Below are 12,180 nucleotides of genomic sequence, written 5' to 3'. Positions count from 1 at the left end.
AAACGCCTCGGCCCCGTACGGCGATCAGCGGGCTGATCGGGCCGTACGGGACCGAGGCGGCACGGAGTGCGGGCCGCTCTTACTGGTTCTGCGGCGGCAGCGCGGCGACGAAGGGGTGGTCGCGCTCGATCAGCCCCAGCTTGCTGGCTCCGCCGGGCGAACCGAGCTCGTCGAAGAACTCGACGTTCGCCTTGTAGTAGTCCTTCCACTCCTCGGGAGTGTCGTCCTCGTAGAAGATCGCCTCGACCGGGCAGACCGGCTCACAGGCACCACAGTCGACGCATTCGTCCGGGTGGATGTACAAGGACCGCTGGCCCTCGTAGATGCAGTCGACCGGGCACTCCTCGATGCACGCCTTGTCCTTGACGTCGACACAAGGCTGCGCGATGACGTAGGTCACGCTGTCGTTCCTCCTCGATAGGGCGCTGGCGGGCCTCCTCAGGCTCCGCCGCCTGGCGCGCGGGAGCGCGGCGTCGTCGATGCCCGCCCCTAGTATCTCCGTTCCTGGGCATGATCCGAACAGGAGGGGTGAACTGACCTGTGGAAATCTCTGCCGCCGGGCGACTCGAGGTCCGTATCACCACTGCTGACGTGGGCAAACGGGTCTCCGTGCGGAGCTTGATCGAACATGATGCTCCGGGTGAGAAGTTCACCGACACGGTCGGTGTTCTCACATCATGGGACAACGGTGTGCTGCTGATCACACGCAAGAGTGGCGAGAGCGTCCGTATCGCGGAATCGGCGCTGGTCGCGGGCAAGACCGTGCCCGCCGCCCCGGCGCGTCGCCGCGGCCCCGCCGCCTCCTACGAGGAGCTGGCCCGGGTCGCCGCGCGCGCCTGGCGGCCCGTCGAGAGCGAGCGGCTCGGCGGGTGGGAGCTGCGGGCCGCGTCGGGGTTCACGCGGCGGGCCAACTCGGTGCTGCCGCTGGGCGCGCCGGACGCGCCGCTCGACGAGGCCCTGGACGCCGTGCGGCGGTGGTACGGCGAGCGCGGACTGCCCGCCTACGTCCAGACCGCTACGGGTGCCGAGGGCACGCAGGAGCTGCTCTGCGCCGAGCTGGAGCGACGGGGCTGGGTGCGGGAGGTGACCGCCGAGCTGTGGATCGGGCCGCTGGCGCCGATCGCCGACCGGGGTGATCCGGCGGAGGTGGTGCTGTCCCGGCAGGCCGGTGAGGGGTGGCTGGCCCGGTACCAGCGCAAGGGCGTGAGCGAGGTGGCCCTGCGCGTTCTGGAGAGCGGGCCGTCCGTGTGGTTCGCGACCGTGCCCGGGGAGAGCGCGCAGGCGCCTCCCGCCGCCATCGGGCGGTGTGTCGTCGACGGGCGGTGGGCCGGTTTCGCCGCCGTCGAGGTCGACCCGGCGCTGCGGCGGCGCGGTCTTGCCACGGCCGTGATGGCCGCGCTGGCCCGTCAGGCGCTCGACGAGGGCGCGTCGGCCGCGTGGCTCCAGGTCGAGGCCGAGAACGCGGCAGCGCGGGCGCTGTACGCCGGGATGGGCTTCACGGCGCACCACGCCTACCACCACTACCGGGCGCCGGAGGGCGCCGCAGCGGCCGGTAACCGATCGTCGTGAGAGGGCACGAGCCAGTCATGCGTCCCCCGTTTCCCCCGTCCCCCGAGCGCTCCGCCGAGCTGCGACGGCGGTTCGCCGAAGAGGCCCGGTCCGAGCGGCCCGATCTGTCGACGCTGTGCCTGCTGGTGGGCGCGGAGGCGGACGGGAAGCTGGACGAAGCCGGCCTGGACGCCGCGCAGGTCGAGCTGGACCGGCTGGCCGGGCTGCTGCCGTACCGGCCCGGCGGGCCGCGGGCGTGGGCGGTCGCCCTGCGGGAGCTGCTCGGTGAGCGCATGGGGTTCCACGGCACCCCCGCCGACTACCAGCGGCTGGAGTCCTCGCTGCTGCACGAGGTGCTGGTGCGGCGCAGGGGGCTGCCGATCCTGCTGTCGGTGGTGTGGCTGGAGGTGGCCCGGCGAGCCGGAGCCCCGGTGTACGGGGTGGCCCTGCCGGGGCACTTCGTGGTCGGGTTCGGGCCCGACGAGGGGCAGGTGCTCGCGGACCCGTTCGACGGCGGGCGGGTGCTGACGGGGGCGGACGCGGAGTTGCTGGTGGCCGGGGCGACGGGGTCGGGGATCGATCCGTCGATGCTGCGGCCGGCGGATCCGCTGGATGTGGTGCTGCGGATCCTGAACAACGTGCGGGCGTGGGCGGCGGCCCGGCCCGAGCGGTCGGATGTCTCGCTGTGGGCGGTCGAGTTGTCGCTGCTGTTGCCCTCGCATCCGGCCCGGTTGCGGTACGAGCGGGCGCAGTTGCTGGTGCAGCGGGGGGAGTTCGTGGCCGGGGCCTCGGAGCTGGAGGCCTACGCGGAGGTGGTGAAGGCCGTGGATGAGGCCGCGGCCGAGCGGGTGCGGGGGGAGGCTTTTGCGGCCAGGGCGATGCTCAACTGACGCCTTCTCGCCATGGGGCTCGTGTGGCCTCGCGTGTGCGCGTGCGTGGGACTGCTTCGCGCAGTTCCCCGCGCCCCTAAAAGCTTTACAACCAGCCCTTCTCCCGTGCCACCCGGACCGCCTCTACTCGGTTTCTCACCGCCAGCTTCTGGATGGCTGTGCTGAGGTAGTTGCGGACGGTGCCCTGGGAGAGGTGCAGGGCCGCGGCCAGTTCGGCGTTGGTGGAGCCGTCGGCGGCGGCCCGGAGGACCTCTCGCTCCCGGTCCGTCAGCGGGTTGGCGCCCTCCGCCAGGGCCGCTGCCGCCAGGGTCGGGTCGATGACGCGTTCGCCGGTGAGGACCGTGCGGATCGCCTCGGCGAGCTGTGCGGCGGGGGCGTCCTTGACCAGGAAGGCGTCGGCGCCGGACTCCATGGCGCTGCGCAGGTAGCCGGGGCGGCCGAAGGTGGTGAGGATGACCAGCTTCACGGCCGGGAGCTCCGCGTGCAGGCGGGCCGCGGCCTCTATGCCCGTGGCGCCGGGCATCTCGATGTCCAGGAGAGCCACGTCCACGGCGTGTGCGCGGGCCGCCTGAAGGACCTCGTCGCCGCGGGCCACCTGGGCGACGACCTCGATGTCCTCCTCCAGGCCGAGCAGGGCGGCCAGGGCCTCGCGGACCATCGACTGGTCCTCGGCGAGCAGGACCTTGATCGTGCGGCTCATGCCGGGGATCCTACGTCCGCCGGTCCGGCCGCCGGCACGCGGGCGACCAGGCGGAAGCCGGACTTGAGCGGGCCCGCCTCCAGGGTGCCGCCGACCTTGGTGAGGCGTTCGGTGAGGCCCGCGAGACCGTTGCCCTGGCCGGTGCCCGCGCCGCCCGAGCCGTCGTCCTCGACGGTGAGTTCCAGCACCGGGCCGTCCAGGGTCTGACGGCGCAGCAGCTCGACCGTGCAGCGTCGGGCGCCGCTGTGCCGTACGACGTTGGTGACCGCCTCGCGCAGCGCCCAGGCGAGGGCCGACTCGCTCTCCTCGGGCACACCGTCGAGGTCGGGTTCTTCGGGGAGCGCGGCGGTGACGCCGGCCGCGGTCAGGGCGACCCGGGCGCCGGCGAGTTCGCCGTGCAGGCGGGGGCGGCGGTAGCCGGTGACGGCCTCGCGCACGTCGACGAGGGCCTGGCGGCTGACCTGCTCGATGTCGGCGACCTGCTGGGCCGCCTCGTCGGGCCGGCCGGGCAGCATCCGCCCGGCCAGCTCGCTCTTGAGGGTGATCAGGGACAGGGAGTGGCCGAGCAGGTCGTGCAGGTCTCTGGCCAGCCGCAGGCGCTCCTCGTTGGCGGCGAGCTGGGCGACGGTGGCGCGGGCCTCGCGCAGGGCGATGGTCGTCCGGACGAGTTCGCGTACGCCGGTCATCGCGAAGCCGCCGAGCAGGGCCGGGATGAGCAGCGAGGCCAGGTAGGAGTGCCCGCCCGGCACGGCGAACGCCACGGCGGTGAGCAGCGCGCAGGCGCCCGGGATCGTCCAGCGGGCCATGCGCAGCGGCAGGGCCGCGCCGGACGCGATCGAGACGTACACGAACAGCACCAGCCACTCGCGGCCCAGGGTGAGGGCGAGGAGCGTGGACTGGGCCGCGAGGACGCCGAGCGAGCCGAGCACCAGGCCGTTGCGCTCGCCGCGGCCGGTGCGGAAGACCAGCACCATGTACCAGGCCACGAACGCGGCCAGGCCGAGCCAGCCGAGGATCCGCACGCCCGTGCTGTGACCGCCGTGCAGCAGGTCGGAGACGGGTGCGCCGAGGTAGACCAGCCAGATGCCGGTCCACAGCGACTTCACGACCCGCTGCTTGCGGTTGACCGGGCGCTGCCCGATGCCGAACCCGACGCCGCTCACGCCTTCAGGGTGTCCTTCCGGTACAGCCAGGCCGCGCCGCCCGCGAACAGGACGAACGACACCACGAGGACGGCGAGGTCCTGGACGTGCGGGACCCGGCTCTGCTCGATGGCCTGTCCCAGGGCAGCGTACGCGTGCGTGGGCAGCCACTTCGCGATCTCCTGGAGCCAGTCCGGGAAGGTCGTCGTGGGCATCCACAGACCGCCGAGCATGGACAGACCGAAGTAGGTGATCATCGTGATCGGGCGGACCGCGTCACCGCTGGCCAGGTAACCGAGGGCGACCCCGAGCGCCGCGAAGACGAGGCTGCCGGCCCAGATCGCGCCGGTGAGCGCGAGCCACTGCCAGGCGTCCAGGCGGACGTCCTTCACACCCGCCGCGACGGCGAAGACGATGACGATGGACGGCAGGCTGACGACGGCGGCGCTGGCGGTCTTGGCGAGGACGTAACCGCGGCCCGGCAGCGTGGTCAGGCGCAGTTGCCGCACCCAGCCGCCTTCGCGCTCCTTGGCGATGCGCTCGCTGTTGCCCACGAGGACGGCCGTCAGGGCGCCGAAGGACGCCATGGAGACCATCATGTAGGTCGGGAGGGTCAGGCCGCTGCCGGGGACCTTCGTGGTGCTGTCGGCGTTGCCCGCGATGATCAGGAACAGCAGGGACGGGTAGATCACGGAGAAGAACAGGAACTTGCGGTTGCGCAGGGCGCGGGCGAGTTCCAGTTTGATCAGGCTGTTCACTTCGACTTCGCCTCCTCGGCGGTGGTGATGGCGACGAAGGCCTGCTCCAGGCCGAGCCCGGCGACTTCGAGGTTGCGGGGGTAGACGCCGAGGCCGTACAGGGCGTGGACGGTGGCGTCGGCGTCGGAGGACTGGATGCGCACGGTCCGGCCGGAGATGTCGATCCCGGTCAGGAAGGGCAGGGCGCGCAGGGCGGGTTCGTCGAGGGCGCCCTCCACGTCGAAGGAGACCCGTCGGGCGCCCGCCTTGGCCTTGATCTCGGCGGCCGTGCCGTCGGCGAGGAGCCGGCCGCGGTGCAGCACGAGGACCCGGTCGGCGACGGCGTCCGCCTCTTCGAGGTAGTGGGTGGCGAAGAGGACGGTCCGGCCCTGGTCGGCCTGCTCGCGCATGGTGGCCCAGAAGGCCTGGCGGGTGGTGACGTCCATGCCGGTGGTGGGCTCGTCCAGCACGATGAGGTCGCTGTCGCCGGCGGTCGCGAGGGCGAAGCGGACGCGCTGGGCCTGGCCGCCGGAAAGCTTGTTGACCTTGCGGTCGGCGATCTGCGCGATGCCCGCCCGGGACAGCACCTCGGAGGGCCGGTGCGGCTTCGGATGCAGATCGCAGGCGAGCCGGACGAGTTCGGCGACCGTGACCTCGTCCATGAGGCCGCCGCTCTGCAACATGGCGCCCACGCGCCCGGCGACGATGGCGTCCCGGGGGCTGGTGCCGAAGAGCCGGACCGTGCCGCTGTCGGGCTTCTTGAGGCCGAGCAGCAGGTCGAGGGTGGTGGACTTGCCGGCACCGTTGGGACCGAGCAGGGCCACGGTCTCCCCCGGCCTGAGGTCGAGGGTCAGCCCGTCCACGGCCCGGACGGCGTCGTACGCCTTGCTCACCTGGTCGAACGCGACCACCGAGGCTGTCGTTGTCATACGGACATCGTGGCTTCGGGGATGGGGGCGGAGGCAGTGTCGGGCGTCCGGAGTGCCGCATGACGGTTGTCATGTCTGCGGAGTGACGACGAGAGCCCCCGCCCTCATCGGGCGGGGGCTCTCGTGCGGGCGGGTGGCCGGAGGTCAGTTCGGCTTGGTGTCGATGACTCCGACGCGTTCCGCGGACGTCTTGCCGCGCAGGGCCTTGCGCAGCGCCGTGACGACGTCCTGCGGGAGGACGTCCCGCTTGCCGCTGGCGCCCTCGATCTGCACGCCCTCGAAGGTCGTGCCGTACGCCTCCTGGAGCGCCTTGAGGTTGTAGGTGTCCACGAGCTTGCCGTCGACGGCCTTGAAGCTGAGGATCTTCGGCAGGGACAGCGAGCCGAACGGAATGCTGTGCGCCGCGTCGGTCTGCACGATGGCCTTGGCCGACATCGCGGGCTGCGCGAAGTCCTTCAGGACCCGGTCGACCTCGGCGTTCGAGATCGTCGGCCGGCGGGTGGTGGTCGGGAGGTTCACCGTGCCGGCCGTGCCGGTCTCCACCTGGGTGCGGTAGGCCTCCTCCACCGCCTTCGTCGACTTGGCGAGGTCGACGCCCTTGCCGGTCTTGCCGTACACGGGGACGGCCTTGCCGCCCTTGAACTCGATCGTGCCGTCGGTCGTCGCGCCGGAGCCGCCCGCCGCGGCCTCCAGGGAGGCGTGCAGCTTCTCCTCGTCGACGGGCATGACCGGGGTGACGACACGGTGGTTGCCGAACAGGGAGCCGATCACGGAGACCGGGTTGTAGTCGCTCTTGGCCGCCGCGTCGGCCGTGGCGTCCATGTCGAACTGCAGGCCCGCGTTGTCCGGGTCGAGGGCGACGGTCTTGCCGCCCAGCGACAGCTTCAGCTCGTTGCCGGCGTTCTTGTCGAAGGCCTCGTCGAGCTTCCTGACCGCGCCGTCGCGGGTGGTGCCGCCGATGTCGACGCCGAGCACGGTGGTGCCCTTGGGCACGTCGGTGCGGTTCATCAGCAGCCCGGCGCCGTAGACGCCACCGGCGAGGACGACCACGCCGACGGCCAGCAGCACGAGCTTGTTGCGGCCCTTCTTCTTCGGCGCCTTGGAGGAGCTCGCCGGGGGCGGCGACACCGGATCGGGCAGCTTCGGCGCCGCGTGGGGCACCGGGCCGTCACCGGGCGCGCCCGGGCCGAACGGCGAGGCGGCGCCGGACGGTACGACGGGGATGCCGCTGGTGACCGTGTGCCCGGAGACGTTGTCGTGCCGGGGGCCGTAGCCCTGGCCGTCCGGCGGTTCGGGGGCCGGCTTCTGCGGGGTCAGGATGGCGGTGTCGTCGCTCATGCCGCCGCCGGGGCCGGGGCCTGCCGCGCCGGGAGCGTGGGTGCCGCCCTGGGCACCCGGGCCCGCGGGGCCGCCGGGGGCACCCGGGCCACCGGGGCCGCCGCCTATGGCTCCGGGGCCTCCCGGCCGGCCGGGGGCGTTGAAGGCGCCGGGGCCGCCGGGGCGACCGGGGTCGCTGAAGGACTCGGGGGCTCCGGGCCTGCCCGGGTCGCCGAAGCCGTCAGGGCCGCTACGGCCATCGGGGCCGCCGGGTACGTCGAAGGCACCGGGGCCGGCCGGGCCGCCCGGCTCGTTGTCGAAGCCGCCGGGGCCACCGGGTGCGCCCGGACCTCCGGGCGCGTTAAAGCCGCCCGGCCTTCCGGGACCGCCCTGCTCGTCGTAGCCGGCGCCTGCCGGCGGCACCATGGGGCCGTCACCGGTGACCGGTCCGCCCGTCGGGCCGGCCGGGCCCCGGGAGCCGGGGCCGGGCGTGCCGAAGCCGTCCGGGGCGCTCGGGCCACCGGGCTGACCGCCGTAACCGGCCTGCCCGTTCTGCCCGTCGCGGCCGTTCTCCGAGAAGTACGGCAGGTCGTCACGGCGCGGTTCGCCGCCGCCGGGGCCGGGACGCGAACCGTTGCCCAGCGGGCCCGCCGCCAGGGCCTCGGTGACGTCGAAGGAGCCGGTGCCGCCGCCGTGCCCGGGTGCGACGGGGCCGCCGGTCGCACCGCCCGGGAGCCCGGCACCGTTCGTACCCCCGGACCGGGAGCCGCCCGGCGCGCCCATGGAGCCGACCACGCCTCCGGGCCGCCCGGCACCCGGCCGCGCACCGCCGGACGCACCGGCAGCGGGACCGCCCGCGCCGGAGCCGCCCGGCGCCGGACGCGAACCGCCCGGCAGCCCGGCCCCGTTGGTGGAGCCGCTGCCCGGACCGCCCTTGCCTCCGCCCGACTTGCGGGGGGCGAACCAGTCGCTGGCCGGCTTGTCGTCGCCCTGCTGTGCGGGATCGGCGGGGGGCTCGACCGTGCCCGGGCCCGCGCCCGTGGACGGGGCGGTGCCCGGCGCCGTCGACGCCTCACCGTGCGTGTCGGTGTCGGCCGGGCCCTCCGCCTCCGCGACGGGCTTGCGCACCACCACGGGCGGAATGGGCCGCGACCCGGGGATGTTGATCCGGATCCGGGTCGTCAGCGTGGTCTCGGTCTTGCGTTCCTCCGGCCGCGTGGCGGAACGGCCCGCGTCCGTACCCGCGTCGGAGACCGTCGGGGTCCCGTACGGCGGCGTACCCGACGGGTAGGCGGCTCCACCGCGCCCGTTGGGCCCGGAGGACGGAGTGTCAGTTTCACGACTCAAGGCAGGTTCTCCCGGTTGGCTCCGCCGCCCGACACAACCTCACGCGGGCAGCTCGGCGGCGCGCACCACCATACTGGCCACTTCTCGCCCGTATCCCGTGACCGCCGGGAAACCCACACCGGATCCCCCATGCCACGTCACGGCGAAGTGGTACGTCACTTGGCAAGTCGGACGGGACCGCCGTCCGGTTGCCGCCTCGGGGCGAGGGTGGCGCAGATCACAGCCACGGCGATGCCTCCGAGCAGGTAGAGGTAGGAGCCGCTCCCCGCGGCGAAGAGGAAGTCGCCCTCGGGGCGGCTGGCGGTGAGCAGGACGACCGCGAGCATCCAGCCCGCGGCGGCCGCGACGCCCCCGGCCCGGCCGCGCAGGACGCGCGTGGCACCGAGGACGGCTCCGGCCTCACCGGCCAGGGCGAGCAGCAGCCCGCCCGGGAACCACCCGGGCTGCACCAGGGCCCCGGCCACGCCGACCAGGGCGCCGAGCGCGAAGAATCCGAGGCAGGCGCCGACGCGTCCGGCGGTGGGCGGGCGCATCGGCTGGGCGAGCATCGACGTGCGGTCGCTCATGAGGCCTCCCCGACACCGGCGAAGAGGTCCGTCTCCGGTTCCCCGGAGCCCCGCTCGCCCCGCACCAGTTCGTAGTACTCGGTGGTGAGGATCGGCTGGGCGAGTTCGTTGGACAGCACGAAGTACGGCTCGGCCACGGTGATCTGGGTGGCGTGGGCGCGCATCGCGGCGGCCTTGGCGGCGGCGTGGGCGGAGCCGTCGACCACGGTGGTGATCCGCTCCTCGGGCACGACACCCGGGACGTCGTCGACCTCGGCCGCCTTGGCGAAGGGCGTGCCGGGCAGGTCCTCCCGGAGCCGCGCGAAGGACTCCTCCACAACGGGCCGGGGGACCCGGTTCCAGTAGACCTTGGGGATGGGCACACCGGCGTCGGCGGACAGTTCCGCGGCGCGCATGGCGACCCGGTGGGCCTGGATGTGGTCGGGGTGGCCGTAGCCGCCGTGGTCGTCGTAGGTGACGAGGACCTGGGGGCGCACCTCCCGGATCACCTCGACGAGGTGTGCGGCGGCCTCGTCGACGTCGGCCTGCCAGAAGCAGCCGGGGTCGTCGTTGTCGGGCAGGCCCATCATCCCGGAGTCGCTGTAGCGGCCGGCGCCGCCGAGCAGGCGGAAGTCCCGGACGCCGAGCTTGGCCATGGCGGCGGTGAGCTCAGCGCGGCGGTGCTGGCCCAGGGCGGCGCCCGTCAGGTGCGCGAGCTCGGGCGGGATGACCTCGCCGCGCTCACCGAGGGTGCAGGTGACCAGGGTGACGTGGGCACCCTCGGCCGCGTACCGGGCCATGGTCGCGCCGTTGTTGATCGACTCGTCGTCCGGGTGCGCGTGCACCAGCAGCAGACGCCGGGAGGGCAGTTCCGTCATGGGACCACCCTATGAGGCACCGGAGGGCTGTTCACCCGTGCCCAGGCACTCGACGCCGGAGGTGGCCGAAGCGGCCCTCTCGGATTCCGGGATCAGGCCCTTCACTGATCCGCCTCTTCCGCGCCGTCGTCCTGGTAGCGCGGCAGGCCGCTCGTAGAGATGGTCCACTCACCGATGGTGACGTCCTCGCCGTAGACGAAGTTCTTGCGCACCGCGTAGCGGGGGCCCTCAGGGGTGGAGTGGATGTCGGTGAAGACGGCACCGCTGCCGGTACGGGGGTCGAAGATCACGTAGATCGGGATGCCGAGCAGCGGGTAGTCGCGCATCTTGCCCACCCAGTCGTTCTCCGGGTTGGACCGGGAGACGATCTCGATGGCGGCGACGACCGTACGGGGGTCGACGGAGCCTTCGACGTCGAGATCGGCCCAGGCGATCACCATCACATCCGGGTGCCGCATGATGCCCTCGGGTACGTCTTCCACGTCGGGTGTGCCGTTGTGGGCCAGCAACTCGTCCGGCATGACCTTCTCCAGACGGCGGCTGACGTGCGCGGCCGTGACCTCGTGCGGTCCCCCCGGCGACATCATGTCGTGCACGATCCCTTCCTTGGTGACTTCGAACTTCCCGGGGAGGGTGTCGCCCATCGACTGCACGACATCCCTCATGGCCCGGTACAGATGGGAGCCGTCCCGCCGCGCGTTGCCGGATGCGATGGTCATGGCGCTCGCTCCTCGTCGTCTGTGCCCAGGGGCAAGGATCGTCACGTTCATGCTAGGCGGCCTCCTCGTGGTCGGAGCGGCAGTCGCGGCAGCGGCCGGGACGGACAGCGCGGAACCCGCGGTCGCAGCCGTCGCAGTTCTGCATCGGGTGTCGTACAGGTGACGGCGGGTCGACGGCCGGTGCCCGGAACGGGGCCGGGGGCGGAAGCAGGGCGGCGAGACGGTGGGCCAGGAAGGCGGCGGGCCGTCGTATGCCCTCGGGCGGCAGGTCGGCGGTCAGGGCGCGGCGTAGGGCGGCGGGACTGACGTCCCGTTCTCCTCGCGGACCTCCGTCGCCACGATCCCTGCCTGCTCCTCTCCGCCGACGACACGGCCCACCTCGCCCCCGGTGTCGCCGCCTGGCTGGTGCTTGTTGCCGAGGAGGTGGAGCGGTTCATCTCCGCACGTGTGGCCCGCAAGAGCGTCTTCGAACGGAACCCTGCACCGGAACTCAGTTTCGTCCTGGAGGAGTGGACACTTCGGCGGCCGCTGGGCGGGAAGACAAGGCTGCGTCAGCAACTGGAACACCTGTTGGAAGTAGGACAGTTGCGGCACGTCGAGCTACAAGTGATGCCGATGGACCGCGAGGAGCACGCCGGTCTGGCAGGCGGCATCGAGGTGCTGAAGTTCGAGGACGGCTCGATGGTGGGACGCTCACCGGCAGTGGCTGACGGCCGACCGGTCTCCGAGCCCAGGCAGCTCCGTATCCTGGAACTCCGGCATGGCATCATCCGGGCGCAGGCCCTCACGCCGCGTGAGTCCGCCTCATTCATCGAGAAACTGCTGGGGGAGACATGAGCCGAAAGACCTCGTTCGAGGACGCCTCCGACCTGGCGTGGTTCAAGAGCAGCTACAGCAGCGGCAGTGAGGGCGACTCGTGCGTGGAGCTCGCCACCGAGCCCGGCACCGTCCACGTCCGTGACTCGAAGAACGTCGAAGGTCCTCGCCTGGCCTTCGCCCCCGCCGCGTGGGCCGACTTCGTGCCGTACGCGGTCGGGTCCTGAAACGCACGAGGCAGGCACCCCGGCCGGATCCCGGGTCTCGCCCGAAGCCCGGCCGGAGGCGCGACGCTCAGAACTTGATGCTGCCGATCATGCCCGCGATGTTCGTCGTCAGCTCGTTGATCGTGGGAGCGACGGTCGAGGAGGCGAGGTAGAAGCCGAGCAGCATGCAGACGATCGCATGCCCCGCCTTCAGTCCCGACTTCTTGACGAGCAGGAAGACGATGATCGCCAGCAGCACCACCGCCGAAATCGAGAGTGCCACGGCGGCTCACCTCCAAAGATCCACAAGGGCGCGGGGGGTCGGACTATGGGGGCATCAAATCCGTACAGCAGCCAGCAGGTTCATACCCACTATGCGACATTGATCATAACTATCCCTCCGCGC

General features: G+C 72.5%; 12 protein-coding genes and 3 pseudogenes. 4 read left to right on the top strand and 11 right to left on the bottom strand.

Annotated features, from left to right (window positions below):
* Window positions 1-79 precede the first annotated feature (79 nt).
* On the bottom strand, window positions 80-400 hold the full coding sequence (gene fdxA / locus QOL88_RS25770; protein ID WP_003973842.1) for a ferredoxin: 321 nt from the start codon (window positions 398-400) through the stop codon (window positions 80-82).
* Between the two features lie 140 nt (window positions 401-540).
* Here fdxA and QOL88_RS25765 point away from each other — a divergent pair, with 140 nt between their 5' ends.
* Together QOL88_RS25765 and QOL88_RS25760 are read left to right on the top strand one after the other, a co-directional pair.
* Entirely contained in the window at window positions 541-1,569 is a 1,029-nt protein-coding gene (locus QOL88_RS25765) for a GNAT family N-acetyltransferase (RefSeq protein WP_097220060.1), read from the top strand.
* A gap of 17 nt (window positions 1,570-1,586) precedes the next feature.
* A complete protein-coding gene (locus QOL88_RS25760; RefSeq protein ID WP_097220057.1) occupies window positions 1,587-2,438 on the top strand; it encodes a transglutaminase family protein in 852 nt (283 codons plus the stop codon).
* Window positions 2,439-2,523: 85 nt separating this feature from the next.
* Here the strand turns inward: QOL88_RS25760 and QOL88_RS25755 are convergent, their stop codons facing one another.
* The 9 genes and pseudogenes from QOL88_RS25755 to QOL88_RS25715 all read right to left on the bottom strand — a co-directional run.
* On the bottom strand, window positions 2,524-3,138 hold the full coding sequence (locus QOL88_RS25755) for a response regulator transcription factor (RefSeq protein ID WP_097220055.1): 615 nt from the start codon (window positions 3,136-3,138) through the stop codon (window positions 2,524-2,526).
* Window positions 3,135-4,301, bottom strand: coding sequence for a sensor histidine kinase (locus QOL88_RS25750; protein WP_097220053.1), 1,167 nt, complete (start codon window positions 4,299-4,301; stop codon window positions 3,135-3,137). The genes QOL88_RS25755 and QOL88_RS25750 overlap by 4 nt, the downstream gene beginning before the upstream one ends.
* A complete protein-coding gene (locus tag QOL88_RS25745) occupies window positions 4,298-5,038 on the bottom strand; it encodes an ABC transporter permease (RefSeq protein WP_097220050.1) in 741 nt (246 codons plus the stop codon). Before QOL88_RS25745 ends, QOL88_RS25750 begins: the two co-directional genes overlap by 4 nt.
* Window positions 5,035-5,883: pseudogene (locus tag QOL88_RS25740) on the bottom strand (ABC transporter ATP-binding protein); the annotation flags it as partial. The pseudogene QOL88_RS25740 and the gene QOL88_RS25745, both read right to left, overlap by 4 nt.
* 207 nt (window positions 5,884-6,090) lie before the next feature.
* Entirely contained in the window at window positions 6,091-8,610 is a 2,520-nt protein-coding gene (locus tag QOL88_RS25735) for a hypothetical protein (RefSeq protein ID WP_097220045.1), read from the bottom strand.
* 155 nt (window positions 8,611-8,765) lie between these two features.
* Window positions 8,766-9,176: a DUF6113 family protein gene (locus tag QOL88_RS25730; protein ID WP_097220042.1), complete on the bottom strand. Its 411-nt coding sequence runs from the start codon at window positions 9,174-9,176 to the stop codon at window positions 8,766-8,768.
* On the bottom strand, window positions 9,173-10,033 hold the full coding sequence (mshB, locus tag QOL88_RS25725; protein ID WP_097220040.1) for an N-acetyl-1-D-myo-inositol-2-amino-2-deoxy-alpha-D-glucopyranoside deacetylase: 861 nt from the start codon (window positions 10,031-10,033) through the stop codon (window positions 9,173-9,175). The genes QOL88_RS25730 and mshB overlap by 4 nt, the downstream gene beginning before the upstream one ends.
* Before the next feature lie 101 nt (window positions 10,034-10,134).
* Entirely contained in the window at window positions 10,135-10,752 is a 618-nt protein-coding gene (locus tag QOL88_RS25720) for a Uma2 family endonuclease (RefSeq protein ID WP_097220037.1), read from the bottom strand.
* Window positions 10,753-10,804: 52 nt separating this feature from the next.
* Window positions 10,805-11,068 (bottom strand): annotated as a pseudogene (locus tag QOL88_RS25715) (helix-turn-helix domain-containing protein); the annotation flags it as partial.
* On the opposite strand from QOL88_RS25715, the pseudogene QOL88_RS25710 reads away from it, so the two are divergent.
* Window positions 11,068-11,589: pseudogene (locus tag QOL88_RS25710) on the top strand (DUF5753 domain-containing protein); the annotation flags it as partial. The pseudogenes QOL88_RS25715 and QOL88_RS25710 sit on opposite strands and share 1 nt — an antisense overlap.
* Complete coding sequence (locus QOL88_RS25705) at window positions 11,586-11,795, top strand: DUF397 domain-containing protein (RefSeq protein WP_097220034.1); 210 nt, start codon at window positions 11,586-11,588, stop codon at window positions 11,793-11,795. The pseudogene QOL88_RS25710 and the gene QOL88_RS25705, both read left to right, overlap by 4 nt.
* A gap of 67 nt (window positions 11,796-11,862) precedes the next feature.
* Here QOL88_RS25705 and QOL88_RS25700 read toward each other — a convergent pair whose 3' ends face one another.
* The gene (locus tag QOL88_RS25700) at window positions 11,863-12,057 is read right to left on the bottom strand and encodes a hypothetical protein (RefSeq protein ID WP_031103282.1); all 195 of its coding nucleotides are present in this window, start codon (window positions 12,055-12,057) and stop codon (window positions 11,863-11,865) included.
* Window positions 12,058-12,180 lie beyond the last annotated feature (123 nt).

Source organism: Streptomyces sp. Ag82_O1-12, assembly GCF_900182715.1.
In the GTDB taxonomy this organism is placed as follows: Bacteria; Actinomycetota; Actinomycetes; order Streptomycetales; family Streptomycetaceae; genus Streptomyces; species Streptomyces massasporeus.
The sequence above is the reverse complement of the archived record's forward strand: the minus strand, read 5'-3'. Positions and strand labels throughout refer to the sequence as shown.

Coding starts and splice junctions, on each gene's coding strand:
- QOL88_RS25730 (WP_097220042.1), bottom strand. CDS start 9,176: ATGAGCGACCGCACGTCGATGCTCGCCCAGCCGATGCGCCCGCCCACC.
- QOL88_RS25760 (WP_097220057.1), top strand. CDS start 1,587: ATGCGTCCCCCGTTTCCCCCGTCCCCCGAGCGCTCCGCCGAGCTGCGA.
- QOL88_RS25720 (WP_097220037.1), bottom strand. CDS start 10,752: ATGACCATCGCATCCGGCAACGCGCGGCGGGACGGCTCCCATCTGTAC.
- QOL88_RS25705 (WP_097220034.1), top strand. CDS start 11,586: ATGAGCCGAAAGACCTCGTTCGAGGACGCCTCCGACCTGGCGTGGTTC.
- mshB (WP_097220040.1), bottom strand. CDS start 10,033: ATGACGGAACTGCCCTCCCGGCGTCTGCTGCTGGTGCACGCGCACCCG.
- QOL88_RS25755 (WP_097220055.1), bottom strand. CDS start 3,138: ATGAGCCGCACGATCAAGGTCCTGCTCGCCGAGGACCAGTCGATGGTC.